Raw genomic sequence first — 26396 nt, 5'->3', positions numbered from 1 at the left:
TCTGCCACCAACGGCTGCGCCTCAGATATTTATTCACTATATATGCAGTTAATATGAATAGCGCTATGTTTTAAGTTATTGATTTTGTGTTGCCAACCTCGTTTTATGCACTTTTACCACTGGCTGGCACAAAGCATGCACTCTAGAGTAGAGCTGCAATGAATCATTTCATTAACATTATTTAAACTTTTGATTCACCTACGGGTGAGATACGAGGCCGCTATGCAACAGTCAGTTTCACGTCAGGATTTTGATCGCTGGATGGTTCCCGCTTATTCGCCTGCCAGCTTCGTGCCCGATCGCGCGGAAGGCTCTCGCTTATGGGATCAGAACGGCAAGGAATATATCGACTTTGCTGGCGGCATTGCCGTGAATGCGCTGGGCCATGCGCATCCTGAACTTCAGCAGGCGCTCATGCAGCAGGCGGCGAAACTCTGGCACACCGGCAACGGCTACACCAATGCGCCGATCCTGCGCCTGGCGAAGCAGCTGATTGACGCCACCTTTGCCGAGCGCGTCTTTTTCTGTAACTCCGGCGCCGAAGCGAACGAAGCGGCGCTGAAGCTGGCGCGCAAATATGCCCATGACATTTTCGGACCGGAAAAAAGCGGCATCATCGCCTTTAAAACCGCTTTTCCCGGCCGCACGCTGTTGACCGTTTCGGCGGGGGGCCAGCCTGCCTATTCAAAAGATTTTGCGCCGCTGCCGGGCGGAATTGAACATGCCGTTTTTAACGATCTCGATTCGGTCGCCGCGCTGATCAATGATCAGACCGCGGCGGTTATCGTCGAGCCGATCCAGGGCGAGGGCGGCGTAATGCCTGCCGAACCCGCTTTCCTGTGCGGCCTGCGCGAACTCTGCGACCGTCATAACGCACTGCTGATTTTTGATGAAGTGCAAAGCGGCGTTGGGCGTACCGGTTCGCTCTACGCCTATATGCACTACGGCGTGACGCCGGATGTTCTCTCGACCGCTAAGGCGCTCGGCGGCGGCTTCCCAATCGGCGCTATGCTGACCACTGAAAAGCTGGGCGCGGTACTGAATGTCGGTAGCCACGGCACCACCTATGGCGGCAATCCGCTGGCAGGCGCGGTGGGCGGCAAAGTGATGGAACTGATTAATCGTCCCGACGTGCTGGAGGGCGTGCAGCTGCGTCATCGCTGGTTCACCGACGGCCTGAACGAAATTAACCAGCGTCTGCATCTGTTTAAAGAGATTCGCGGTCTCGGTCTGCTGATTGGCTGCGTATTAAATGAGGACTTCAGCGGCAAGGCGAAGCAGTTCAGCCTGGCGGCGGCGGAAGAGGGTGTGATGGTGCTGATTGCGGGCGCCAACGTGGTGCGTTTTGCGCCCGCGTTGATTATCAGCGAGCAGGATGTGCAGGAAGGCCTGGCGCGCTTTGCACGCGCCTGCGAGTCGGTGATTAAAGGAGGCTCGTGATGATGTATATACGCCCGTAGAGCGTGACGATCTGCCGCAGCTGCTGGCGCTGGCGGGTAAAACCGGCGGCGGCCTGACCTCGCTGCCCGCCGACAGCAAAACGCTGGCAGCGCGCATCGAACGCTCAATTCAGACCCGGCAGGATACGCTGCCGCGCGCCCAGCAGGGCTACGTCTTTGTTATGGCCGACAGTGAAACCCATCAGGCCTGCGGCATCTGCGCCATTGAGGTGGCGGTCGGCCTGCAGGATCCCTGGTATAACTTTCGCGTCGGCACCCAGGTTCACGCCTCGAAAGAGCTGGAGGTCTACAACAATCTGGCTACGCTGTCGCTCAGCAACGATCACACCGGCAGCAGCGAACTTTGCACGCTGTTCCTCGATCCTGCGCGGCGCGACGGCAAAAACGGCTATCTGCTCTCTAAGTCGCGCTTTCTGTTTATTGCCGCCTTTCGCGATCGCTTTATGGACAAAGTGGTGGCTGAGATGCGCGGCGTCAGCGATGAGCAGGGCCGTTCACCGTTCTGGGAAAGCGTCGGCAGCCACTTCTTTTCGATGGATTTTACCCAGGCCGATTTCCTCAGTGGCACCGGGCAGAAGGCGTTTATCGCCGAACTGATGCCCAAGCATCCTTTATATGTTCACTATCTGTCGCCGGAGGCGCAGGCGGTCATTGGACAGGTGCATCCGCAAACCGCGCCGGCGCGCGCGGTGCTGGAGGCCGAAGGGTTCCGCTATCAGAACTATGTCGATATTTTTGACGGCGGCCCTACGCTGGAGTGCGACATCGATCGTATTCGGGCGGTGCGCAAAAGCCGTCTGCTGACCGTTGAAGCGGGCGAGCCGCAAAGCGACGACCTGCCGCTCTGCCTGGTCAGTAACGATAACTATCACCATTTCCGCGTGCTGCTGCTGCGTGCCGATCCGCAAAGCGATCGTCTGCGCGTGCCTGCGGAGGTCGCTGAGATTTTACGCTGTCAGCCCGGCGACACCCTGCGCGTGGTGCCGCTGTGCAGCGAGGAGAAAAAAGCATGACGCACTATATCAATGGGCAATGGCTGGATGGCCAGGGCGAAAGCTTCAGCAAAACCGATCCGGTTGACGGCGCGCGCCTCTGGCAGGGCAACAGCGCCGATGAGCGTCAGGTGGCCGATGCCTGCGCCGCCGCGCGCGCGGCTTTTTCCGCCTGGGCGCGACGTCCGTTCGCCGAACGACAGGCGATTGCGGAAAATTTTGCCGTCCAGCTGGAGCAGCATAAAGTCGAACTGAGCGAAACCATTTCTCGTGAAACCGGCAAGCCGCGCTGGGAGACGCTGACCGAAGTGCAGGCGATGATCAATAAAGTCGCGATTTCGGTAAAGGCTTACCATGCGCGTACCGGTACGGAACAGCAGGCAGAAAGCGCGCTACGCCATCGTCCGCACGGCGTGCTGGCGGTTTTCGGCCCTTACAACTTCCCCGGTCATCTGCCTAACGGACACATCGTTCCGGCGCTGCTGGCGGGCAACAGCGTGGTCTTTAAACCCAGTGAGCTGACGCCGCTGACCGCCGAAAAAACCGTGCGTCTGTGGATTGAAGCGGGTCTGCCGGCGGGCGTGCTGAATCTGGTGCAGGGCGCACGCGCCACCGGCCAGGCGCTGGCGCAGCAGCCGCAAATTGATGGCGTACTGTTTACCGGCAGCGCCAGTACTGGCTACCAGCTGCACCGGCAGTTCGCCGGTCAGCCAGAAAAAATGCTGGCGCTGGAAATGGGCGGCAACAATGCGCTGATCGTTGAGGACATTACGGATATTGATGCGGCGGTGCATATCACCGTGCAGTCCGCCTTTATCACCGCCGGACAGCGCTGCACCTGCGCGCGCCGCCTGCTGGTGAAGCGCGGGGCGGAAGGTGACGCCTTTTTACAGCGGCTGGTGGAGGTCACGCAGCGGCTGCGCATCGGGCGCTGGAACGACGAGCCGCAGCCGTTTATGGGCAGCGTGATCTCGCCGCAGGCCGCCGAACATATTTATCAGGAGTGGCAAAAACGCATTGCTCTCGGCGGTAAGGTGTTGTTGAAAATGCGCTGGCCAGCGCGTGACAGCGCGCTGCTGACGCCCGGCATTATCGACCTCACCGATGTAAAAAACGTGGCGGACGAAGAAGTTTTTGGCCCGCTGCTGGCGGTGGTGCGCTATGACAATTTTGAGCAGGCGATTGCGCTGGCAAACGCCACCCGTTACGGCCTGTCATGCGGGCTGATTTCGCCGCAGCGCGAGAAGTTCGATCGGCTACTTATCGATGCTCGTGCGGGCATCGTCAACTGGAATAAACCGCTGACCGGCGCGGCCAGCACCGCGCCCTTTGGTGGCATCGGCGCATCGGGCAACCATCGCGCCAGCGCCTGGTACGCCGCTGACTATTGCGCCTGGCCGCTTGCCTCGCTGGAGTCGCCCGATCTTACTCTGCCTGCGACGCTGTCGCCCGGCCTCGATTTCAGTCACCCGGAGACGCGCTGATGAAAGCCAGAGAAGTGAACTTTGATGGTCTGGTGGGCTTAACGCATCACTATGCCGGACTGTCGTTTGGTAATGAGGCGTCGACGCGCCATCAGCACCAGCTGTCGAATCCAAAGCTGGCGGCAAAGCAGGGCTGCTGAAAATGAAGGCGCTGGCGGATGCCGGTTTCGCCCAGGGCGTGATCCCGCCGCACGAGCGTCCCAATCTGCCGCTGTTGCGTCAGCTCGGCTTTGACGGCAGCGACGCCCAGATACTGGCGAAGGCGGCGCGTCAGGCGCCGCAGCTGCTCTCCGCCGTCAGCTCCGCGTCGGCGATGTGGGTAGCGAATGCCGCAACGGTTTCGCCCTCCGCCGACAGCGCCGACGGCAAAACGCACTTTACCGTCGCCAACCTGAACAATAAATTCCATCGCGCCATGGAGGCGCCGACTACCGGCGCGCTGCTGCGTGCGATTTTCCGCGACGAACGCTATTTCGTTCATCATCACGCGCTGCCGCAGGTGGCGATGTTTGGCGATGAAGGCGCGGCCAACCATAACCGCTTTGGCGGCGACTATGGCGAGCCGGGCGTGCAGCTGTTTGTTTATGGCCGCGAAGAGGGGCACGGCGGGCTGGTTCCCGCACGCTATCCGGCACGGCAAACGCGCGAGGCGAGTGAGGCGGTGGCTCGATTGCATCAGCTTGACGCCGCGCGCACGCTGTTTGTGCAGCAGAACCCGGCGGTAATCGATCAGGGCGTATTTCATAATGACGTCATTGCCGTCAGCAACCAGCAGGTGCTGTTCTGTCATCAGCTGGCGTTTCTGCATCAGGAGCGGCTGCTGGCGGATCTGCGGGAAAGGGTGCCGGGTTTTACGCCGGTTGTGGTGCCCGACGCGCGCGTATCGGTAGGCGACGCGGTGGCGACCTATCTGTTTAACAGCCAGCTGCTGAGCCGCGACAATGGCGATATGCTGCTGGTGCTGCCGCAGGAGGCGCGTCAGCATGAAGGCGTCTGGCGCTATCTGTCGGAGCTGGTCGAAAGCGGCGGGCCGATCCGCGAACTGATGGTATTTGATCTGCGCGAAAGCATGAACAACGGCGGCGGGCCAGCCTGCCTGCGTTTGCGCGTGGCGCTGAGCGCGATCGAGCAGCAGGCGGTGAATCCGGCGGTAATGATGAACGATCGGCTGTTCGCCACGCTGAATCAGTGGGTCGATCGCCACTATCGCGATCGCCTTACCCAGAGCGACCTGGCCGATCCGCAATTGCTGACCGAAGGACGTGAGGCGCTGGACGAATTGACGCGTTTGCTAGACTTAGGAAGTGTTTATCCATTCCAGCAGGAATAACATCACGGCGGCATGTGTTACTGTACGCCGCCGGTTTTCCGCGTCACAGGAGATGTCATGCAGGATTTGTTACAGCAAACGCTTTCCGGCACCGCGCCGACCGATACCCACGGCACGCTGCCGCAGCTGCGCTGGCAGTGGCTGGATGAAGGGATCCTTGAACTGACGCCGTTGGCGCCAGTGCAGCATGCCGTGGCGATCTCCGCCGGTATTCACGGTAATGAAACCGCACCGGTAGAAATCGTTAATCAGCTGATTACCGAGCTGTTGCAGGGCGCACGTTCGCTGGCGGTGCGGCTGCTGGTACTGCTGGGCAATCCGCCCGCGCTACGTGCCGGAAAGCGCTATCTGCGCTGCGATTTAAACCGGCTGTTCGGCGGACGCTGGCAGCAGTTTGAGAATTGTCCGGAGGCGCAGCGCGCGTTACGGCTGGAGCAGGCGCTGGAAACTTTCTGGCAGGTCGGTGCGCATCAGGAGACGCGCTGGCATCTCGATCTGCATACCGCCATTCGCGGCTCGTACCATACCCGTTTCGGCGTGATGCCGTTCAGCTCGCGCCCTTGGCCTGATGATTTTATGCAGTGGCTGACGGCAGCGGGCATGGAGGCGCTGGTGTTCCATCGCGCGCCGGGCGGCACCTTTACACATTACAGCTGTGAACATTTTCAGGCTGCCAGCTGTACGCTGGAGCTGGGCAAGGCGCTGCCGTTTGGTCAGAACGACCTGACGCAGTTTGAGGCGACACGGCGGGCACTGGCCGCGCTGCTCTCCGGCGAGACGCTGCCGGAAATCAGCGCCGCGCCGCGCCGCTATCGTGTCGCCCAGCAGATCACCCGCAACAGCGAGCGTTTCCAGCTGCATATGAGCCCCGAGACGCTGAATTTTACCGCCTTTCCACAGGGCACATTGCTGGCGGAGGATGGCGAAACGCGCTATTTCGTGCAGCAGGCGCGGGAATATGTGCTGTTTCCCAATCCCAATGTGGCTCCCGGACTGCGTGCGGGATTAATGCTGGTAGAAGATAATGCGCATAACGCGGCGCTGAGCGGCGAGCGGTAAGCCGTGCGCGTGTGAAGAGAAGGCCCGCGCTTGCGCGGGCCGGGAAGATCGGCCGCTACGCCAGCGCGCGCAGCCGGTTCACATTGCGCTGACGGACAAACAGCGCCAGCAGCACGATGCCAGTAAGCGCCAGAATGCTGGCCAGCAAAAATGCTGATGCGTAGCCGCCGCCGTACTGGATCAAAAAACCGGTAATCGCCGGTGAGAGAATGCCCGCCAGATTCGCCAGCAGATGAACGAAACCGCCCGCCGTGCCAATACGTTCCGCCGGAACGATATCCTGTAGCAGCGACCAGCACGCCTGCGGCGTCATGTAGGCAAATACGCTGGCGACCGTGATCAGCGCCACCGCTGCCGTAACGTTCGTCGCAAAAGCGGTAAGCATAACGCTGACCGCCGCGACCGCCAGACCGAAAAAGATCACCAGCTTGCGCGACAGCAGGAAATTATCGGTGCGGCGGTAGATTGCATCCGAAACCAGCCCGCCGCCGATAAAGCCTGCCGTGGCGCCCAGCCACGGCAGAATGCCGATCAGGCTCATGCTTTTAATATCCAGATGCTGATAATCGGTAAGGTAGCTCGGCAGCCAGGAGAGAAAAAAGAATTGGATATAGTTGAAGCAGAAAAAGGCTGCCGCCACGCCTAAAACCGGCAGCGACAGCACGTAGCGCCACAGTCCGGTAGGGTGTTTGCCGGGCGCGGTGACGCGCGTGGCGGGGCGCTGGGTTTTAATCAGGAGACGCTCCTGTTCGGTAACGCGCGGATGCGTTTCCGGCTTATCGCGAAACAGCCATAACCAGAAGCCCAGCCAGACAAACCCCAGCAGCGCAATAACCACAAACGAGATGCGCCAGCCGAAATGCAGCCCGACTAACCCGACGATCGGCGCCGCTACCGCCGCGCCCAGCGGCTGTCCGGCGTTGGTAAAGCCGACAGCGCGCCCGGTCTCTTTGCGTGGAAACCAGTTGGCGATCGATTTGTTGGTGGTGGTGCCCATCGGACCTTCGCCGATCCCAAACAGCACGCGTACGATCAGCAGGTGAGCAAAATTACCCGCCAGCGCGGTGGCGCCGCAGAACAGCGACCAGATGGCTGCCGCCCAGCCAAAGACGCGGCGCGGGCCAAAGCGATCGGCGCCCCAGCCGCCAAGAAAGCAAAAGAGGCAGTAGCCGATAAAAAAGCAGCTGAAGAGGATGCCCATCTGCGCATCGTCAATATGCAGATCTTGTTTTACCAGCGGCGCCATCACGGAGAGCGCCGCACGATCGAGATAGTTCAGCACGCCGGCGAAAAACAGCAGCAGGGCGATCACGCTACGGTAATTTTTAAACATAATACGTGCCCTCCGCATCGACCCGCAGATGGCTGACGGTGTAAGTTTGCATCACCGCCGGATCGGGCGCGAAACCTAGTCCCGGCGTATCGGGCAGGGTGAGCGTTGGGGCAAAATCCAGCTGAGGATAAAGCAGCGGCGTAAAGCGGATAAACGGCACTTCCAGCCTGATGTCGTCAGGCAGGGAAGCCACAATATGCGCCGTTGCCAGCAGTCCGGCACCGTAATAAAAACAGTGGGGAACCACTTTGACGCCGTGCGCCTGCGCCTGCGCAATCACCGCCAGCAGCGCCGTAATGCCGCCCACTTTCGCCACGCTGGGCTGCGCCACATTAATGGCGTTGCCTTCGAATAAGGCAGTAAAACCCGCCACGCCGCAGGCGTTTTCACCGGAGGCAATCGGCGTGCCCGCGCGGCGTACTGCCGCCAGTCCGGCCACGTCATCTGGCGGCCAGACCGGTTCTTCCAGCCAGCCCAGCTTCAGTTCCGCCAGCTGACGTGCCCGACGGCTGGCTTCATCTGCTGGCCACGGGCAGTTGACGTCCACCATCAGCGTCGCCTGTTCCGGCAGCGCGGCACGTGCCGCCGCAATGGCGGCATAATCTGTTTCATGCAGCTTCAGCATATGGAAACCCGCCTGCCAGGCGCGCTTCACCTGGCGGGCGACCTCTTCCGGCTGGTTGTTATAGCTTACCAGGCTGGCATAAAGGCCAATCTGACGACGGCGCGCGCCAAGCAACTGCCACAGCGGCTGCCCGTGCTGCTGGCCCAGCAAATCCCACAGGGCAATATCGATGGCGGAGAGTGCGAAACAGACCGGCCCGCCGCGCCCAAAGGCATGCAGCGCTTTTTCGGCCTCCGCCATCATTGCCGCCAGCGCTTCCCGGTTTGATGGCGCCGTTTTATGCAGAAAGCAGGGGATGACCAGCTGTCGCAGCGCCTCAACGGTAACGGGATTGGACAGATGGCCGAAGGCCTCGCCCCAGCCTACCAGCCCGCTATCGGTTTCTACGCGTACCAGCAGGGTTTCCATCTGCCTGAGCGCCGGTGAAGCGGCATTCCAGGCGGTTTCCTGTGTCGCCGCCGGGCGATCGCTGTCAAACGGAATGCTGAGGCGTATCGCCTCAATGCTTTTTATTTTCATGCCATAAACCTTAAAAGTAGGGAGGTCAGAAGAAGGAATTGTTTTTGATAAGTATTCTGGCCGTTACAAAAGCGTAACCATTACCAGTATAGAAAGCGGGTCGGCGGGGAAGCATCATTCAGCCGCATAAGGATAACGGGCGGAATGGTGTCAGATTTTGGCATTTGAACAGGCGACAGTGGGACAGATCACAGATAAAGGCGCAGGGTGGCGCTTTACAGTAGCGCGTTAACTTTTTCTTTCCTCTATCCTGTCTGCAGGGTTACACTTCTCCACGATTTCCACCATTTTCCGCATACATTCATATTTTTTTGCAATTCCTCACCCTAATCTTCTTATTCTCTCCAGGATTGCTGCATTTTTATCTTCTATGCTTTCAGGGCTTTACTCACCCACTGAGTACTTGACGTTTGGTGTCGTAGACTTATTTCCGTAGCAGCGACACAGGCTGACGTCATAAAACTGATAAGTAAGGACAATATAATGCGTAAATTGACTTCCCTTTTTGTAGCAACTTCTCTGGCTTTTGGCGCGGCAAGTATCGCCCACGCAGCAGATACCCTGACGCCGCCGCCAGCGGGCAGCGAAAAACCGATGCACCATAAAGGTCCGATGCAGCATGGCCCGATGGGCATGTTTAAAAATCTGAACCTGACCGATGCGCAGAAACAGCAGATGCGCGACATCATGAAAGATGCCCGCAAAGATATGAAACGTCCGTCGCTGGAAGAGCGTCGCGCTAACCACGCTATCATCGCGGCCGACAGCTTCGACCGTACCAAAGCGGAAGCGCAGGCGGAAAAAATGACCGCGAACGCCAAAGAGAACGCGCTGGCCATGATGGAAACCCAGAACAAACTCTATAACGTGCTGACGCCGGAGCAGAAGAAGCAGTACAACGCTAACTTTGAGAAACGTCTGACTGAAAAGCCGCAGCATGACGGTAAAATGACGCCTCCGCCAGCTGACGAATAATCGTCGCGCGGGATAAATGTTGAGACCGCCGACGTTGCCCACATTGCCTGAATGGCCGTGGTCAGCGTCGGCGGTCTTTTTTATCAGAAGGTGCCGGTGCCGCCGTCAGAACACCAGACCTGACCGGAGGTAAAGCTGCTCTCCGCCGACGCCAGCGTGACGTAAAGCGGAGCGATTTCCACCGGCTGGCCCGGTCGGCCAAACGGCGCTTCTTCGCCAAACTTCATCACTTTTTCCATGGGCTGACCGCCGCTGGACTGTAACGGCGTCCAGTAAGGGCCCGGCGCGACCGCGTTGACGCGGATCCCTTTTTCCGCTACCTGCTTAGCCAGACCTTTGGTAAAGGCGACGATCGCCGCTTTGGTCTGCGCATAGTCGAGCAGGATCGGGCTCGGCTTGCCCGCCTGTACCGAACTGGTATTCACAATGGCCGAACCGGGCTTCAGATGCGCCATCGCCGCTTTGGTGATCCAGAACATCGCGTAGACATTGGTTTTAAAGGTTTTATCGAAGGATTCAGTGGTCAGTTCGGTAATCGATTCCACATACTGCTGGCGACCGGCATTGTTAACCAGAATATCCAGCCCGCCGAGCTGCGTAGCCGCCTCGTTGACCAGTTTCTGGCAGAACGCTTCATCGGTAATATCACCTGGAATCGCCACCGCTTTGCGGCCTGCCGCCTTGATCAGATCGATCACTTCTTTGGCGTCAGATTCCTCTTCCGGCAAATAGTTAATCGCCACATCGGCGCCTTCGCGTGCGTAAGCGATCGCCACCGCGCGGCCAATACCGGAATCACCGCCGGTAATCAGCGCTTTGCGTCCGGTTAAGCGACCACTGCCGCGGTAGCTCTTTTCACCGTGATCGGGACGCGGCACCATTTTACTGGCCAGGCCGGGCGGATCCTGCGGTTGACGTTCGAAAGGGGGTTTAGGAAAGGCGTCGAGCGGGTTTTTGCCGGTCAGCGGCGGCGCGGCGTTTGGCGCGCTGCTGGCGCTGCCTTCCGCTGCGCTGGCGCCGCTCACCATACCGGCAACCGCCATGCTGCCCATTAAGCCGCCCACGACCTGGCGACGCGAAAACTTACTGTGATCATGTTGAGACATGCGTTCTCCTTTTCATCAGTAAAGTGCCCAACAAACGGCGACACAACTGATCCAAAGGTAGACCTCAATCACAGTTCGCGCGAAGCGAAGCGGCAGCGCGCTTACAGCGGAATAATCGGGTACTGACCGCTCAGCATCGGACGGCAAAGATATTTGTAGCCATCGTTATCAAAGCCCTTCGGTGGGCTGGTCAGATTTTTCGCCTCGCTCAGATCGCTGACAGAGCCCAGGTAAAACCAGTTATGAATAATGTGCATCTGGGTTTCCAGCGGGCCTTCTTCCACCAGCGCGACGGCGCCCGGCCAGGGCCAGCACACCACGCGCACTTTCTCCAGCGCCTCCAGTAAACGCTGGTGGTGATCGGCAACCGGCTCTTTGCCGCAGCAGGCACCGGCGCAGCGTCTGAGGCTGGCACGAAAGCAGGCGCGATTTTTAGTGGCGCTCTCCAGCCCCAGAAGGCCATAACAGAGCTGGCGCTCATCGGCGATATTCTTCAGGGTTTCCAGTACGGCGCGGCGGCTGGAGAAGAGGCCGAACAGGTTCGGTGAGGAGGAGAAATCGAGATCGCGCGCATAGACAATTTCTGGCCGTGATACGCCGTCCCACTGGAGGGAGCAGAGCTGGCGATTGCGCCGCAGTCGCTTATTAAACAGCGGCTGTTGGTTTTTAATCATTTGCGCTTCCAGCAGCAACGCGCCCAGCTCGCCAGCGGTGGTAATCCAGCTGATACGTTGCGTCAGGCGCAGCATTTTCGCCTCGTCCGGCGTGCGGAAGTGCGACATCACCCGCGTGCGCAGGTTAATACTTTTGCCGATATAGAGCGGCATCACATCGCTTTCGCCGTGAAAAATATAGACGCCGGGCAGTTTCGGTATCTCGTCCAGGAACGAGCGCAAATGATCGGGATATTCATAAATGGCCGCCGCTTCAAATTCAAGGCGGTGGCTGGCAGCACGTCTTACCACAGGTGACTCCATCTACTGGTTGCATATCCAGTCTATCAGCCGGAGCGGAAGTTGAACAGTGCAAAAAAACAGCGCAACGGCAGGGCGAATGTGGTCATCCAACAGGCGCTGCAGCGCTCTGTAGCGATTAACCGGCGGTTTTATTTGGGTATTTTTGCCCTGTCAGCGGGATGGTCAGTTTTTGCGAAATTTCTGTATTGGCCGCGAGTGGGGATAACTTTCTGGAAGACGGAAGACGGAAGACGGAAGACGGAAGACGGAAGACGGAAGAGTACTGTTTTAACAAAAAGGAAAGCAGGCTGAACAATCAGCCTGCAAAGCAACGCTTATTTTTTCCAGTAATCGTCAAACACTGTGACCGGCAGACGACGCTTATGCTCGGTTTTGCGATACCAGCCTTCGATGGTTTTCGCCGCTGATTCATCAATCTGCTGACCTTCCAGATAGGCATCAATCAAACCGTAGGTTACGCCGAGCGCCACTTCATCCTGCAGGCCCGGACGATCGTCCTCCAGATCCGCCGTCGGATGTTTTAAATAGAGATGCTGCGGACAGCCCAGCTCTTTGAGCAGCATTTTGCCCTGGCCTTTATTCAGGCGATGAATCGGGTTGATGTCAGTGCCGCCGTCGCCATACTTGGTGAAAAAGCCGGTTACCGCTTCCGCCGCATGATCGGTGCCGACCACCAGGCCTTTGGTCATTCCGGCAACGCTGTACTGCGCTTTCATGCGCTCGCGTGCTTTCTCGTTGCCGCGCACAAAGTCGCTGAGTTCAATACCCGCATCTTTCAGCGCGCGCTCGCTGGCCAGCACCGCCTCTTTAATATTCACCACCAGCGTGCGGTCGGGCTGAATAAAATCGAGCGCGTCCTGACAATCTTTCTCATCTGCCTGCACACCATAAGGTAAACGCACGGCAATAAACTGATACTCCCGATCGCCGGTCTCTTCACGCAGTTCGCTGATAGCCAGCTGGCTCAGCTTGCCGCACAGGGTTGAGTCCTGACCGCCGCTGATGCCCAGCACCAGAGATTTTATAAAGGGATTGGCTTTCAGATAGGATTTCAGAAACTCAACGCTGGTACGGATTTCCTGTTTGGCATCGATGGTGGGTTTGACGCCCAGCGCCTCAATAATTTCCTGCTGCAATGACATAAACCTCTCCTTAAATCAGTAGTCTGATATGGCTCGTTGCGAATGCGTAACCTGTTAAAGCTAACGTGCATCAGGCAAAACGACAAGCGCGTTGCGCCTGAGAAACCCTCAGGCGCGCTGATTTCAGACAGTATGCGTTTTTCTGGCCAGCAAAAGAAACATCATGATGGCCAGCAGATAGCAGCCAAAGATGGTCAGGGTCATGGTTAAGACCGAGGTACCGCCGAGGCCGGTCACCAGCACGCTGATGGCGCCAAGGGTAAACATCGTGACGCCAATCACCGCCGATGCGCTACCGGCCCGTTTGCCCTGGCTCTGCATCGCCAGCGACGAGGCGGTAACGGAAATGACGCCGTTGCTGGCGACGGTAAAGAACAGCGCGACCAGCACCAGCGGCAGCGCCGCGCCGGACAGGCCGGTCAGTACCAGAGAGCCGGAGGCGATGAAGGCCAGCGTCAGGCCGCCTTTCAGTACGCGATATTCGCCCCACAGCGGGCAAAGGCGGGCGCTGGTCTGCGAGGCAATAATCAGGCCCAGCCCGTTCAGGGCGAAGCAGAGGCTGAACGCCTGCGGCGACAGGCCATAAATCTGTTGCAGAACAAAAGGCGAGGCGCCGATATAGGCGAACATTCCCGACATCATAAAGCCCTGCGTCAGGCAAAAGCCCATAAACGCACGGTGGGTGACGACGCTGCCCAGCGCGGCCCAGGCGGAGAACAGCGAACCCTGGCTGCGATGCTCAGGCGGTAAGGTTTCGTGTAGCTGCGTGCGCACCATAATCAGCAGCAGCAACGGGATCAACGCCAGCACCATAAACAGTCCGCGCCAGTCAAGGAAGGCCATCAGCGCACCACCCATCACCGGCGCGACAATCGGTGCCAGACCGTTCACCAGCATCAGCATGGCGAAAAAGCGCGTCAGATCGTGCCCGCTGTACATATCGCGGGCGATGGCACGCGACAGCACGGCGCCGCCAGCGCCCGCCAGACTCAAACAGGCGCGCCAGCAGCAGCTGGTGGATCGTCTGCGACCAGGCGCAGCCGACGGAAGCGATAATTAACATAACCAGCGACAGCGTAAGCGGGCGCAGACGGCCCATCTTATCGCTGAGCGGACCAAAAAGAAGCTGGCCGAAGCCAAGGCCAAGCAGACCGGCGGTCAGGCTCAGCTGAGCGGTAGAAGTAGGCGTATTTAAATCCGTCGCCAGTTCAGGCAGCGCCGGTAAATAGAGATCGATGCAGAGCGGCCCCAGTGCCGCCAGTAAACCAAGGCTAATCGCATAACCGATACGGTTATGATGGGCAGTTTTCATGAATGTCTTTTCTCCCTGTCAGGAATTAAATGGCGTGAAGCGTAAAGTGCGCAGGTTTCTTCGATCTGCGTCGCCCCTGCAGCTCGCAGGCGGCGCGATTATACGGACCAGAACCCCGTCGCCCTATGGTTTTTGTCTGTAATAGTTCCCTCTGGCAACGGCCGTCGCGCGTCGTTAAAACGGCGTCGGCTGAAAGCGGATAAATGTGCGCCATAAATTTGATAAAACAGCAGTTATGTTCCAGGCTTATTCGACATGGACAATAAATGAGGAACATAAAGATGAAAAAATTCACAGGATTTATTGGTGCGGCAGTGGCTTTGGCGGTGTTGTCTGGCTGTACCGCCTACGATCGCGCGGAAAGCTATGTTACACAGCCGGTTGTTAAGGATGTGAAAAAAGGCATGACCCGCGATCAGGTTCGTCAGGTAGCTGGTCCGGCGTCTACTGAAATTACCATGGTACATGCGCGCGGCACCTGCCAGACCTATGTGCTGGGCGAGCGTGATGGCAAGCCACAGACTTACTTTGTCAGCTATAACGATACCGGCCGCGTAATGAATTACGGCTTCCAGAGCTGTAAAGAGTACGATACCGACCCGCAGGCCAATCAGTAAGGCCTGATGAGAATTAACGGAGGCGGCCTTTTCAGGCCGCCTCCGCTGTTTTAACGCGCCGTACACCTTTTACAGACCCGGCGGACGCGGCACTTCGAGATATTCGCCGTCAATATTTCGTTCGTAGTAATGCCCATCCTGCACATAGTAGCGCCGTCCGTTGTAGTCGAGCGCGCGCATGGCGCTATCTACCCTTACCACATGTTCAACCGGCGGCTGCGCCACCACGTAAGTGTCCCCCTGGCGCTGATAATAGTTGCCGTTCAGCAGATAGTAGGTCAGGCCGCCAATCAGTACGGCCGTTGCTGCTTCCGGCAAAACGCGGAAAGGCGCAGGGCGTCCCCAGCCGTGTCCGCCGCGGTCAGGGCCGCCGTGATGCCATCCTGGCCCCGGTCCGCCGCCCGGATGGGCAAAAGCCATTAACGGCGCGGCCAGCGTCAGGGCAAGTAGCGATGCGATAACCTTTTTCATGGTAATTCTCCTGCATTAACTGACAGCAGGATTGACCTGAACACGGGAAAAAACAAGCAGGATCGCGCAGGTTTTGCGCTTACTTACCAGGCTTAACGTTTTCTTAACGCGGCGGGGGAATTATGAAGAAAAAGGGCGGACCGAACGGCCCGCCTCAGACTTATCAGGCGGGTACGCTCAGCGCTTTCTGGCTGCGCGACCAGATGCGATGGGCACCGAGCGCCGAGATAAATTCGCTCATCAGCACGCCTTCCGCCTTCACATCCTCAATCAGGCCCTCTTCCGGCTCATCGTCGCCGAGGCCAAACTGCGCCTTAAAGCGACGCGCGTCGCCGCTCAGACCGATAACCTTCAGATGCTTATAGGCTTCCAGCAGATAATAACGGGCGTCGCCGCTCAGCAGCAGCGCATCGATATTGCCGTCCGGCACGATGACCGCATCGACCGTGACCGATGGCAGACCGCTGAAGGTGCCGTCAATCGGCAGGCTGGAGCCGTCGTCGGCGCGCACCTGGCCCATATGCGCCGCCAGCAGCTTGCCGTGAACGCCGTGGGCTTTCAGCTCTTGCAGAATCGCCAGCACATCGGCCGCTTTTACGCCGTCGCTGAGCAGCAGCGCCACCTGGCGTCCTTTGATATTGCCGTTGGAGACAGCGTAAAGGCTCAGGCTGGCGTCTTTTCTCAGACCGTTGACATCTTTAGGCGGCGCGGTATGTAGCTTCTCATCGGAGAGCGCGATACCTAAGTTTTGCGCGACGCCGTGAGCCAGCGACACATCGATATGCAGCAGGTGATCGACCACACGTTCGCGAATATAGGCGCGCGCCACCTTGCCCAGCTCAAACGAGAAAGCCTCGATAATATGCTGCTGTTCAACCGGCGTCTGGCTTAGCCAGAACAGGCGCGGCTGCGAATAGTATTCGCCGAAAGAGGGGCTGCGTTCGCGTACTTTATGCCCTTCGATACGCTCCTGATAGCTTTCAAAACCGCCGCGTCGCGGTTGCGGCGGCGTTTCGCGCGGCCAGTTATCGTTAATGGAGTTCGGCTCGTAGTTCGCCGGATTGGTATCGATATCCATCCGGTGCATGCCCTGGCGCTGGAAGTTGTGGTAAGGGCAGACAGGGCGGTTAATGGGAATTTCATGGAAGTTAGGGCCGCCGAGACGGCTGATCTGCGTGTCGGTATAGGAGAACAGGCGGCCCTGCAGCAGCGGATCGTTAGTGAAATCCAGTCCGGGAACAATATGGCCCGGATGGAAAGCCACCTGTTCGGTTTCCGCAAAGAAGTTGTCTGGGTTGCGGTTCAGCACCATTTTGCCGATCAGCTCGACCGGCACCAGCTCTTCCGGGATCAGCTTGGTGGCGTCCAGCAGGTCAAAATCAAACTTAAATTCGTCGGCTTCCGGGATCAGCTGCACGCCCAGTTCATATTCCGGATAGTCACCCGCTTCGATCGCCTCCCATAAGTCACGACGGTGGAAGTCAGGATCGCGTCCGGTCAGCTTCTGCGCTTCATCCCACAGCAGCGACGCTTTGCCTGCAACCGGCTTCCAGTGGAAACGCACAAAGGTCGCTTTCCCTTCGGCATTAATCATGCGGAAGGTATGGATGCCGAAACCTTCCATCGTGCGATAGCTACGAGGAATACCGCGATCGGACATCGCCCAGATGACGTTATGCAGCGTTTCCGGCTGCAGGGAGACGTAGTCCCAGAAGGTATCATGCGCGCTTTGTCCCTGCGGTATCTCATTATGCGGCTCCGGTTTTACCGCATGGACAAAGTCAGGAAACTTATGCGCGTCCTGAATAAAGAAGACTGGTGTATTGTTGCCAACCAGGTCGAAGACGCCTTCCTGGGTATAAAATTTGGTGGCGAAGCCGCGAATGTCGCGCACGGTGTCGGCGGAGCCCGCGCCGCCCTGAACCGTAGAGAAACGTACAAAGACCGGCGTAATCTGATCGGGATCGCGCAGGAAATCCGCTTTGGTAATTTCGCTCATAGAGCGATAGGGCTGGAAGTAGCCGTGTGCTGCGGAGCCACGTGCGTGAACGATACGTTCCGGGATACGCTCGTGGTCAAAATGCGTGATTTTTTCACGCATAATAAAATCTTCCAGCAGCGTTGGGCCGCGCGTGCCTGCCTTCAGTGAGTTCTGATCGTTAGCAATGCGCGTACCCTGATTGGTGGTCAGCGGAAAGTTTTCGCCGCCTTTACGGTGCGCGTCCAGCTGATCGATTTTCGCGTTACGCGTATCGGGAGACTTCAGGCTGCCCGGCGCGGTCGGCTGTTTGCCCGGCGGCGTCGGTTCAGGGGAAGGCTTATGGGATCCATCCTCAGGGGCCAAAGAGTCCAGACCAGGTTTAGCGGATTCAGGCCCTGTAGCCGGTGCGCTGTGGCTCAGTTCCTTATTATCAGTTTCTTTCGACATTAGCATTGCTCCTGTTGATGTCGTTCAAGTCTCCATTAACTATAGAACAGCACTTTAGGTACGCCTGGATTTTACAGGGATTTGTGTTATATCGCGCAGGCGAGGAAGAAGCAGAGAGGATTAGCAGGGCGGGCAGGAAGCAAAATAAAAAGGGCTGGAATATCCAGCCCTTAATGGATTAACGATGTACCAACTCCTGCGGCTCATCGCTGTTGAACAGCGTTTTGTCCGTCTGTCTCAGCCAGTGGCTGGTCAGCGAACCGGCGGTCATCGCGCCGTTTACGTTCAGCGCGGTGCGGCCCATATCAATCAGCGGTTCGATTGAGATAAGCAGGGCAACCAGCGTTACCGGCAGACCCATAGCAGGCAGCACGATCAGCGCGGCAAAGGTTGCGCCGCCGCCAACGCCTGCCACACCGGCAGAGCTGAGGGTCACAATACCGACCAGCGTAGCAATCCATACCGGATCGAGCGGGTTAATGCCCAGTGTAGGGGCGACCATAACCGCCAGCATCGTCGGATAGAGACCGGCGCAGCCGTTCTGACCAATAGTCGCACCGAACGAGGCGGAGAAGCTGGCGATAGATTCCGGTACGCCCAGGCGCTGCGTCTGCGCTTCCACGTTTAGCGGAATGCTGGCGGCGCTGGAACGGCTGGTGAAGGCAAAGGTAATCACCGGCCAGACTTTGCGGAAAAAGCGCAGCGGATTGATGCCGTTGACCGACAGCAGCAGCGCATGGACGCCGAACATAATCGCCAGGCCCAGATAAGAAGCTACCACAAAGCCGCCGAGCTTGATGATGTCCTGCAGGTTGGAACCGGCGACCACCTTGGTCATCAGCGCCAGCACGCCATACGGCGTCAGTTTCATAATCAGGCGCACCAGCTTCATAACCCACAGCTGTAAGATGTCGATCGCTTTCAGAACGCGTTCGCCTTTCTCTTTATCATCTTTCAGCAAATGCAGCGCCGCGACGCCGAGGAAAGCGGCAAAAATGACCACGCTGATGATGGAAGTCGGGTTAGCGCCTGCCAGGTCAGCAAACGGATTTTTCGGAATAAACGACAGCAGCATCTGCGGCGCGCTGAGGTCGGCAACCTTACCGGCGTAGTTTGACTGAATCGCCGACAGGCGTGCGGTTTCCTGTGCGCCCTGCACCAGACCTTCCGCCGTCAGGCCGAACAACGTGGTAACAAACACGCCAACCAGCGCGGCAATCGCCGTGGTAAACAGCAGTACGCCAATGGTCAGAACGCTGATTTTTCCGAGGGAGGAGGCGTTATGCAGACGGGCGACCGCGCTGAGAATGGAGACGAAGACCAGCGGCATAACAATCATCTGCAGCAGCTGAACGTAACCGTTGCCCACCACATTGAACCAGCCGATCGATTCTTTCAGCACCGGCGCGCTGTCACCATAAATAAGCTGGAGTGCCAGACCGAACAGCACGCCCATAACCAGACCAACCAGTACCTTTTTCGACAGGCTCCAGCCGTTGCGGCCAAGCCTGGATAACACCACCAGCAGGACGATAAACGTCAAAATATTAAGAATAAGTGGGACCGTCATTTTTTTTCTCCATGAGGTTGCGCTACAGCAGAGGAAATTTCTGGCTGTAGGGCAGGAAGAAGAGTTTTTATCAGCGCAGCAAGGCTGCGCTACTAGCGGCATGGTATCAGGACAGAGAAGTGCGTTATTAGAACCAAATGGAATGGATTATAACTTTTTGCCGATTTTCGCCTGAAAATAGCGCATTTTGCTAGTTTATTAGGCGACTTATGCCAAATTGCACGTTGTTTATCAGTTTGGCTGGCCAGCCGTCGGCACCAAAATGGGGCATATCTGGCGGAAACCACAGTGCGCCCGCCACCAAAGCGAGGCAAAACAGCCGTTCCAGCTGGTTTCCCGCCCGTGGTGTCAGAAGCGGCAAGCGAAAGCGCCAGCGACACGGCCAGAGCAGCGGCACGCCCGCAGGCGTTAACATATCGGCGGCGATATGGCTCAGGTAACCCAGCACCATGCCATGCAGCGCATCGCCGGGTACAGGCCAGTCGTGCGGCAGGTTGAACTTAAGCAGCGCGATGCCGCCCAGCACCGCCAGCAGGCTATGCGTAAAACCGCGATGGCCGAAGGCGCGCGCAATGGGCTGCGAAATCCAGCGAAAACGCTGGCCGAGCGTGGAGCGTGGATGGTCAATATCGGGCAGCAGGCAGGTCAGCAGCACCGCCGGAATAATATGCCACCAGTCGCCGTTAGCCAGCTCTGGCGTCAGCTCAGCGCGCTTGGCAAAAATAGCGCTGGCAATGGCGAAAATAACGTGGCCTTCGGCCGTCATGGAGATAACCTGGGTACATAACTGTCAATGTATCCAGTATAGGGGATTTATCCAGTAGAATGGAAGTTGTGACGCTGTAACCAAAAGTGAATGCCGGACGGAGCCTGGCCCCGTCCGGTCAGGCTTAGCGGGCCAGCCAGCCGCCGTCAACGGCCAGCGTATAGCCGTTAACATAATCAGAAGCGGCTGATGCCAGGAACACGACGGGCCCCATCATATCGTCCGGTTTGCCCCAGCGTCCGGCCGGAATGCGGCCCAGGATCTCCTGACTGCGGCCTTCATCATTTCTGAGCTGTTCGGTATTGTTGGTCGCCATGTAGCCCGGCGCGATGGCGTTAACATTGATATTGTGCGCCGCCCACTCATTAGCCATCAGGCGCGTCAGGCCCATCACCGCGCTTTTCGATGCGGTATAAGAAGGCACGCGAATGCCGCCCTGGAAAGAGAGCATGGAGGCGATATTGATAATTTTGCCGCCGCTGCCCTGGCTAATAAACTGGCGCGCCACCGCCTGCGACAGGAAGAATACCGTCTTGCTGTTGATATTCATCACGTCGTCCCAGTTCTGCTCGCTGAATTCAATTGCATCCTGGCGACGAATGATCCCGGCGTTATTCACCAGAATATCGATACGGCCATAGGCGGCGACGGCCTGTTCCACCACATGCGGGATGCAGCTGCTGTCCATCAGATCGGCGTTAATGTTGGTAAAACGGCGGCCCGTCGCTTCGACCAGCGACGGCGTCTCATCCGCACCAGCGTGGTTGACGCCGACAATATCGCAGCCCGCCTGCGCCAGACCGACCGCCATTCCTTGGCCCAGGCCGGTATTGCAACCGGTGATCAGCGCCACTTTACCTTCGAGATTAAACGTATTGAGTATCATTGTTTGCTTCCTGTTTTCGCCGTTAACGCAGTTCACTGACCTTGACATGATCCATATCGTCGAAGACCTGGTTTTCGCCAACCATACCCCAGATAAAGGTATAGCGTTTGGTGCCAACGCCAGCGTGAATCGACCAGCTTGGCGAAATCACCGCCTGCTCGTTATGAACCAGCAGGTGACGTGTCTCCTGCGGCTGGCCCATCATATGAAACACAGCGGTTTCATCATCCATATCGAAGTAAAATAGACTTCCATCCGACGTTCATGCGTATGGCGGGGCATGGTGTTCCACAGGCTGCCCGCTTCCAGCTTGTTAAGCCCATCGTGAGCTGACAGGTCGGCAGCACGTCCGGCACGATAAATTTATTAATGGTGCGGCGAATGCTGGTGGCCGCATCGCCCAGCGTGGTAGGCGAAGCCTCTTCCAGGGTGATTTTTTTATCAGGGTAGCGCGTATGCGCCGGGGCGCTGTTGTAATAAAACTTGGCGCGCCGGCTGGCGTCGACGCTGCTAAACACCACCGACTGCGCGCCCATGCCGACGTAAAGCGCCTGCTCGTTGCCGATTTCCCAAGATTTGCCATCCACTTCAATCACGCCCGGACCGCCGATATTAATTAAGCCCAGCTCGCGTCGCTCCAGAAAGTAGCTAACGCCGAGCTGTTTGCCCACTTCGCTGCCGATGGTCACGCTCTGGCTCACAGGCATCACGCCGCCGATGATAATGCGGTCAATATGGCTGTAGGTCATGGTGTAGTTGTCAGCGGTAAAAATCTGTTCAATAAGGAACTCGCGGCGTAAGCCAGCCGTATCCAGCTGACGGGCATGGTCGCTGTGAATGCTTTGACGGACCTGCATATCTTTGCCTCTCTGATGTTAAGACCGGTTAAGGTAGGGTGCGCTTATCGTTTACAGGATGATAGGCAGGACGGCATACGAATTCAATAAAAATGAAATGCTGTTTTATTTATTTTGCATGCCGGATCATATTTGCAGAAAAAAGGGCGCTGAAAAGCGCGCGTTTTGTCAAAAGCGCGGGCGTGGTAACAGAAGCAGGAAGCGAACGGAAATGGCTGAAGGAAAAACATCTCCTGCCGATCGGGCAACGGCAGGAGAGACGGCCTTAGTAACCTTTCAGATGCTGAGGCGTTAACTGCAGCAGCGAATCGAGCTTAACGTCCGCCAGCGACCAGCGCGCATCGTCGCGGTATTCTGGCGCTGGCACCACGATTGAGCGCATACGCGCCGCTTTGGTGGCAATCATGCCGTTAAAGGAGTCTTCCAGCGTCACGCAGTTAAGTGGATCGATACCCAGGCGCGCCGCCGCATCGAGATAAACCTGCGGATGCGGTTTGCTGTAGGGCAGCGCTTCTGCCGAAACCAGCACATCGAAATAGTCGCGCAGGTTAAACAGCGCCATCACTTTTTCCAGCATATGCAGCGGCGAAGCGGAGGCCAGGCCGATTTTCAATCCCTGCGCCTGACACAGCTGCAGCGCCTGCTCGACGCCCGGCAGCAGCGGTTTTTTTTCTTCCACCAGGTTGATAGCGCGAGCGATGATACGATCGGTCACTTCCTGCTGGCTTGGGCCGTTCCACGGCAGCGTTTCATACCACATGCGCACCACCTGATCGATACGCAACCCCAGCGTATCCGGCAGTTCGCTCCGGCGCGACAAATCCACATTCAGCGTGGCGAAAATATCCAGTTCAGCCTGATCCCACAGCGGTTCAGAGTCAATCAGCAGGCCATCCATATCAAATATCGCGGCCAGTACAGGTCGGGTATAAGTCATACAACGCTCCGTTTTACATTTTGTCTTACCATAGCATGAAGGTTTTCAGCAGGCATGACTGACTTTGCAGGATAAAATATTTTGTTGCCGCTTTTTTCAGGCGCTTTTTCCTGACAGCAGGTAGACTTACTGCCGTACAACAGGTGCAAGGAGAAACCATGACTTATCAACAGGCTGGCCGTGTCGCCATTATCAAACGCGTGGCTGGCTGGATTATTTTTATACCGGCGCTGCTTTCCACGCTGGTTTCACTACTGAACTTCATGTTTAAACACAGCGAAAAGCGGCCTGGCATTGATGCGGTGCTGCTTGATTTCGTCCATGTCATGATCGATATGATCCGCTTTAATACACCGTTTCTCGGTTTTTTCTGGCGCAATTCGCCAGTGCCCGATTTTAATGGTGGCGGTAATATCGGCTTCTGGCTGATTTATATTCTGATTTTTGTCGGCCTGGCGCTGCAGGCTTCGGGCGCGCGGATGTGGCGCCAGTCGCGCCATATCAAGGAAGGTATTGAAGATATGCTGATCCTGGAGCGGGCGAAGGGAGAAGAAGGACGTAGCCGACAGCAGCTTGAAGAGAAGATTGTGGTGCCGCGCCATACTATCTTCCTGCAAATCTTCCCGCTCTATATTCTGCCGGTGATTATCGCCGTGGCGGGCTATTTTATTCTGTCGCTGCTTGGCTTAATCTGAACCCCGCATCGGGCCTGACCTTACCGTCAGGCCCGATTTTTTTCCTGCTCGTCCAGCTCAAGCAGGTTGCCCACCGCACGTTGCGCTTCAGCCAGCCAGCTGCCGCCAAACACATTGGCGCGATTTAGCAGATAATAAAGCTGATAAACCGACTGGCGCAGCGCAAAGTCTGTTGGCAACGGCCAGACCGACTGATAGCCAGCCAGAATTTTTTCCGACAACGCGGGCAAGTGCGGCAGCATTGCCAGATCGCATTCGCGATCGCCCCAGTAGCAGGCGGGATCGTAAAGCCAGGGGCCGTTTTCACTGCCGGCGCAGTTCGTCGGCCATAAATCACCGTGCAGCAGCGATGGCTGCGGGTGATGAGTGGCCAGCGCGCGCTGTACGCAGTCGATAATTAAATCGGTGTTGCCATACTGAATGCCTTTTTCTGCCGCCAGCTGGAGCTGCCAGCCGATGCGCTGTTCCGAAAAGGAGCGCGACCAGCGGCGTACCCAGCCGTTGGGCTGCGGCATAGCGGTAATATTGTTATCGAAATCGAGACCGAAATGGGGCTGTTCGCTCCACTGATGCAGCCTGGCCAGCTGCTGGCCGAGTAAAAAGGCGCTTTGTTCATCCAGCGGCCGCGGCGGAATATATTCCAGCAGCAGAAAGCTGTAATCGCGGTCGCCGCCGATGCCGTAAACTTTCGGCACGCGCACCGTCTGGCTGCGTGCCAGCAGCGCCAGCTGATCCGCTTCGGCAGTGAAAACGTCCAGCATCTCCAGACCGTTGCATTTCACAAATACCTGATGTTCGCCATAACAGAGCCGCCAGGCGGCATGAACTTCACCGGCTGGCAATTCTGTACGTTGGGTTATTTCGGCATTCCCAAACTGCTCACTCAACAGACGACTTATGGCTGACCACATGGGGCTATCCTCATTTTCGCTGTGTAATGATCGTTGCGCAAAGTTTAGGCAATATTAGCGCGATAGCACGGCTGGATAGTATGACTCAGGCATGATTTTGCTGAATAAAATCTGCCAGCGTTTGTACATCTACCTCCGGCCTGCCTTCCAGCGCGGTTTCGCCAATGCCAGCGGCCTGATCGCGGATCTCCTCAGCGCTCTTCCCACTGATAATGCCGAAACTGTTAGTGCCCAGTTCGTGCGTATGGCCTTGATCATCATGCAGCGTGGTGGTGAAACCGCTGTTGGTCATGACGCTGTTCAGCTCCAGACCGGCAGCCAGCCCTTTGTCGGCGTAACGAAAGGTAACAACATAACGGGTCAAAGCTGATGGACTCATATTCACCTCATTGTTCCCGAAAGAATTTTCAGCTTAGACCATTGTCGGGCAGGGGGCGAGCCGTTAACAAAACGGGTTTGCCAATGCAATTAATTATCATTACTATTATGCGCTAACGTTTTGATTAATAACTGAACAGGCCTGGCCTGAGACAAGGAGACGGATGTGTACTGCGCGATTAAATTTTCTGCTTCGATGGTGATGTTGGCGATCTCTGCCACCGCCGCCGCGACCACATATCCGGTGACGCTAACCGATTTTGACGGGCAGAAAATTACGCTCAGGAAAGAGCCGACGCGCATCGTGGTGCAGGACGGACGCGATATTCTGGCGCTGGCGCTGCTCGATCGGGCGAATCCTTTTCAGCGTGTGGTCGCCTGGAACAATTTGTTGAAGAAAAGCGATGGCGAAACCTGGAAGCTGATGACGAGCAAATGGCCGCAAGCCGCACGCATTATCGATATGGGCTTCAGCGATAAAGGCGAAGTGAATCTGGAGAGCGTGATTGCGCAGCAACCTGATTTAATGATTGCCCAGCTCCGCTCAAAGCCCTCCTTAACGCAAACCGGCGTGCTGGCAAAGCTGGCTCAGCTCAACATTCCGGTCATGTTTATCGATACCTTTAAAGATCCGGTAAAGGATGCGCCAGCCAGTGTAACCTTGCTCGGAACGGCGCTTAACCGTGAGCAGGAAGCGCAGCAGTATACTGCGTTCTATCAGCAACATTACCAGGCGATTCAGGATAAGGTGCGCAGCGTTTCACCAAAGCCGCGCGTCTTTATTGAGGCGAAAGCCGGCCTCGCCGGACTGGAGTCCTGTTGCTTTACTCATGGCCATGTGGGCTGGGGGGCGATGGTAGAAGCGGTGGGGGCGACGAATATCGGCTCCGGGCTGCTGCCGGGCGCAACCGGCGATGTCTCGCTGGAGAAGGTGATCGCCATGAAGCCGGACGCTTATATTGTTTCCGGCTCGCAGTGGGCGAGTAAAAATAATGCCGCCGTTCCTTTCGGTTACGGTGTCACGCCGCAGCAGGTTAACGTTGCGTTTAATAATATGAAGCAGCGTCCGGGCTTCGCCGAGCTTCAGCCGGTAAAAGCAGGGCGCTTTTACGGTGTTTACCACAATTTCTACAACCATCCGTGGAACATCGTGGGTATCGAATACCTGGCGAAATTTATTTATCCGCAGCAGTTTGCTCAACTCGATCCCGCCGAAAGCTGGCATGAAATCGTGACGCGTTTTACCACCATTCCAGAAGGTAAAGGCGTTTTGGGTTCGCAGGCACCGCGCGCCTGAGTCACTTCACAGCACGCCGTCAGGCGTGCTTATTTATTGATTTTTATAATAAATAAATATTTTTTGCGCCGTGCTGCGTTTCGCCTGAATACCCTTTATAATCCGCGCCGTTAATAAGAAAAATCCCGGTCTTAGCATTTTTTTGACAAGATGCTTAGGCATTCGCGCTATTTAACGTCTATTTACAAAATTTACGCTAAATGACGTTGCCTGACGTGGAAAACCCTTCAGACTCTCCCTTTTTTAAACTGTCGTACGGATCACAATAA

General features: G+C 57.1%; 21 protein-coding genes and 4 pseudogenes. 10 read left to right on the top strand and 15 right to left on the bottom strand.

Features of this window, described 5'->3' with window-relative positions:
* Nucleotides 1–222: 222 nt before the first annotated feature.
* The 5 genes and pseudogenes from P3C52_RS16610 to astE all read left to right on the top strand — a co-directional run bounded on the left by P3C52_RS16610 (nucleotide 223) and on the right by astE (nucleotide 6325).
* The gene (locus tag P3C52_RS16610; RefSeq protein WP_275556054.1) at nucleotides 223–1440 is read left to right on the top strand and encodes an aspartate aminotransferase family protein; all 1218 of its coding nucleotides are present in this window, start codon (nucleotides 223–225) and stop codon (nucleotides 1438–1440) included.
* A gap of 13 nt (nucleotides 1441–1453) precedes the next feature.
* Nucleotides 1454–2473, top strand: a pseudogene (gene astA, locus P3C52_RS16605) (arginine N-succinyltransferase); the annotation flags it as partial.
* Complete coding sequence (gene astD, locus P3C52_RS16600) at nucleotides 2470–3936, top strand: succinylglutamate-semialdehyde dehydrogenase (RefSeq protein ID WP_275556053.1); 1467 nt, start codon at nucleotides 2470–2472, stop codon at nucleotides 3934–3936. The pseudogene astA and the gene astD, both read left to right, overlap by 4 nt.
* A pseudogene (gene astB, locus P3C52_RS16595) lies at nucleotides 3936–5266 on the top strand (N-succinylarginine dihydrolase). Before astD ends, astB begins: the two are co-directional and overlap by 1 nt.
* Nucleotides 5267–5323: 57 nt before the next feature.
* Entirely contained in the window at nucleotides 5324–6325 is a 1002-nt protein-coding gene (gene astE / locus P3C52_RS16590; protein ID WP_275556052.1) for a succinylglutamate desuccinylase, read from the top strand.
* 55 nt (nucleotides 6326–6380) lie between these two features.
* Here astE and P3C52_RS16585 read toward each other — a convergent pair whose 3' ends face one another.
* Both P3C52_RS16585 and P3C52_RS16580 read right to left on the bottom strand, forming a co-directional pair.
* Nucleotides 6381–7658 carry an MFS transporter gene (locus P3C52_RS16585; RefSeq protein ID WP_275556051.1) on the bottom strand — a complete coding sequence of 426 codons (1278 nt, stop codon included), beginning with the start codon at nucleotides 7656–7658 and terminating at the stop codon, nucleotides 6381–6383.
* The gene (locus P3C52_RS16580) at nucleotides 7651–8802 is read right to left on the bottom strand and encodes a mandelate racemase/muconate lactonizing enzyme family protein (protein ID WP_275556050.1); all 1152 of its coding nucleotides are present in this window, start codon (nucleotides 8800–8802) and stop codon (nucleotides 7651–7653) included. The genes P3C52_RS16585 and P3C52_RS16580 overlap by 8 nt, the downstream gene beginning before the upstream one ends.
* 483 nt (nucleotides 8803–9285) lie before the next feature.
* On the opposite strand from P3C52_RS16580, the gene spy reads away from it, so the two are divergent.
* Complete coding sequence (gene spy / locus P3C52_RS16575) at nucleotides 9286–9777, top strand: ATP-independent periplasmic protein-refolding chaperone Spy (protein WP_275556049.1); 492 nt, start codon at nucleotides 9286–9288, stop codon at nucleotides 9775–9777.
* Nucleotides 9778–9860: 83 nt separating this feature from the next.
* On the opposite strand, the gene P3C52_RS16570 is transcribed toward spy, so the two are convergent.
* On the bottom strand, nucleotides 9861–10883 hold the full coding sequence (locus tag P3C52_RS16570) for an SDR family oxidoreductase (protein WP_275556048.1): 1023 nt from the start codon (nucleotides 10881–10883) through the stop codon (nucleotides 9861–9863).
* A 101-nt stretch (nucleotides 10884–10984) separates the two neighbouring features.
* A complete protein-coding gene (gene cho / locus P3C52_RS16565) occupies nucleotides 10985–11848 on the bottom strand; it encodes an excinuclease Cho (RefSeq protein ID WP_275556047.1) in 864 nt (287 codons plus the stop codon).
* Between the two features lie 51 nt (nucleotides 11849–11899).
* Between cho and P3C52_RS16560 the strand changes: the two genes are divergently transcribed.
* Nucleotides 11900–12151: a hypothetical protein gene (locus P3C52_RS16560; protein WP_275556046.1), complete on the top strand. Its 252-nt coding sequence runs from the start codon at nucleotides 11900–11902 to the stop codon at nucleotides 12149–12151.
* A 23-nt stretch (nucleotides 12152–12174) separates the two neighbouring features.
* On the opposite strand, the gene nadE is transcribed toward P3C52_RS16560, so the two are convergent.
* Both nadE and P3C52_RS16550 read right to left on the bottom strand, forming a co-directional pair.
* The gene (gene nadE, locus P3C52_RS16555; protein ID WP_275556045.1) at nucleotides 12175–13002 is read right to left on the bottom strand and encodes an ammonia-dependent NAD(+) synthetase; all 828 of its coding nucleotides are present in this window, start codon (nucleotides 13000–13002) and stop codon (nucleotides 12175–12177) included.
* 123 nt (nucleotides 13003–13125) lie between these two features.
* A pseudogene (locus P3C52_RS16550) lies at nucleotides 13126–14314 on the bottom strand (multidrug effflux MFS transporter).
* Between the two features lie 281 nt (nucleotides 14315–14595).
* Here P3C52_RS16550 and osmE point away from each other — a divergent pair.
* Complete coding sequence (gene osmE, locus P3C52_RS16545) at nucleotides 14596–14931, top strand: osmotically-inducible lipoprotein OsmE (RefSeq protein WP_275556044.1); 336 nt, start codon at nucleotides 14596–14598, stop codon at nucleotides 14929–14931.
* Between the two features lie 69 nt (nucleotides 14932–15000).
* Here the strand turns inward: osmE and P3C52_RS16540 are convergent, their stop codons facing one another.
* From P3C52_RS16540 to hxpB, 7 genes and pseudogenes are all read right to left on the bottom strand, one after another.
* Nucleotides 15001–15402: a DUF6515 family protein gene (locus P3C52_RS16540; protein WP_275556043.1), complete on the bottom strand. Its 402-nt coding sequence runs from the start codon at nucleotides 15400–15402 to the stop codon at nucleotides 15001–15003.
* Nucleotides 15403–15565: 163 nt separating this feature from the next.
* Nucleotides 15566–17830 carry a catalase HPII gene (gene katE, locus P3C52_RS16535; RefSeq protein ID WP_275556042.1) on the bottom strand — a complete coding sequence of 755 codons (2265 nt, stop codon included), beginning with the start codon at nucleotides 17828–17830 and terminating at the stop codon, nucleotides 15566–15568.
* Between the two features lie 178 nt (nucleotides 17831–18008).
* Nucleotides 18009–19400, bottom strand: coding sequence for an L-cystine transporter (locus P3C52_RS16530; RefSeq protein WP_275556041.1), 1392 nt, complete (start codon nucleotides 19398–19400; stop codon nucleotides 18009–18011).
* Nucleotides 19401–19590: 190 nt separating this feature from the next.
* Nucleotides 19591–20166: a metal-dependent hydrolase gene (locus P3C52_RS16525; protein WP_275556040.1), complete on the bottom strand. Its 576-nt coding sequence runs from the start codon at nucleotides 20164–20166 to the stop codon at nucleotides 19591–19593.
* A gap of 124 nt (nucleotides 20167–20290) precedes the next feature.
* A complete protein-coding gene (gene kduD / locus P3C52_RS16520; RefSeq protein ID WP_275556039.1) occupies nucleotides 20291–21052 on the bottom strand; it encodes a 2-dehydro-3-deoxy-D-gluconate 5-dehydrogenase KduD in 762 nt (253 codons plus the stop codon).
* Nucleotides 21053–21074: 22 nt separating this feature from the next.
* Nucleotides 21075–21909: pseudogene (kduI, locus tag P3C52_RS16515) on the bottom strand (5-dehydro-4-deoxy-D-glucuronate isomerase).
* 265 nt (nucleotides 21910–22174) lie between these two features.
* Complete coding sequence (gene hxpB / locus P3C52_RS16510) at nucleotides 22175–22846, bottom strand: hexitol phosphatase HxpB (RefSeq protein ID WP_275556038.1); 672 nt, start codon at nucleotides 22844–22846, stop codon at nucleotides 22175–22177.
* A gap of 158 nt (nucleotides 22847–23004) precedes the next feature.
* Here hxpB and P3C52_RS16505 point away from each other — a divergent pair, with 158 nt between their 5' ends.
* Entirely contained in the window at nucleotides 23005–23541 is a 537-nt protein-coding gene (locus P3C52_RS16505; protein ID WP_275556037.1) for a YniB family protein, read from the top strand.
* Nucleotides 23542–23567: 26 nt separating this feature from the next.
* Here the strand turns inward: P3C52_RS16505 and P3C52_RS16500 are convergent, their stop codons facing one another.
* On the bottom strand, nucleotides 23568–24452 hold the full coding sequence (locus tag P3C52_RS16500; protein ID WP_275556036.1) for a fructosamine kinase family protein: 885 nt from the start codon (nucleotides 24450–24452) through the stop codon (nucleotides 23568–23570).
* A gap of 85 nt (nucleotides 24453–24537) precedes the next feature.
* Nucleotides 24538–24831, bottom strand: coding sequence for a type V toxin-antitoxin system endoribonuclease antitoxin GhoS (gene ghoS / locus P3C52_RS16495; protein ID WP_275556035.1), 294 nt, complete (start codon nucleotides 24829–24831; stop codon nucleotides 24538–24540).
* A 195-nt stretch (nucleotides 24832–25026) separates the two neighbouring features.
* On the opposite strand from ghoS, the gene P3C52_RS16490 reads away from it, so the two are divergent.
* A complete protein-coding gene (locus P3C52_RS16490; RefSeq protein ID WP_275556060.1) occupies nucleotides 25027–26127 on the top strand; it encodes an ABC transporter substrate-binding protein in 1101 nt (366 codons plus the stop codon).
* Nucleotides 26128–26396: the final 269 nt, after the last annotated feature.

Origin of the sequence: Mixta sp. Marseille-Q2659, from assembly GCF_940807255.1 — a bacterium.
Taxonomy (GTDB): Bacteria; Pseudomonadota; Gammaproteobacteria; order Enterobacterales; family Enterobacteriaceae; genus Mixta.
Note: the sequence above shows the minus strand (reverse complement) of the source record. Positions and strands in the feature narration are given on the sequence as shown.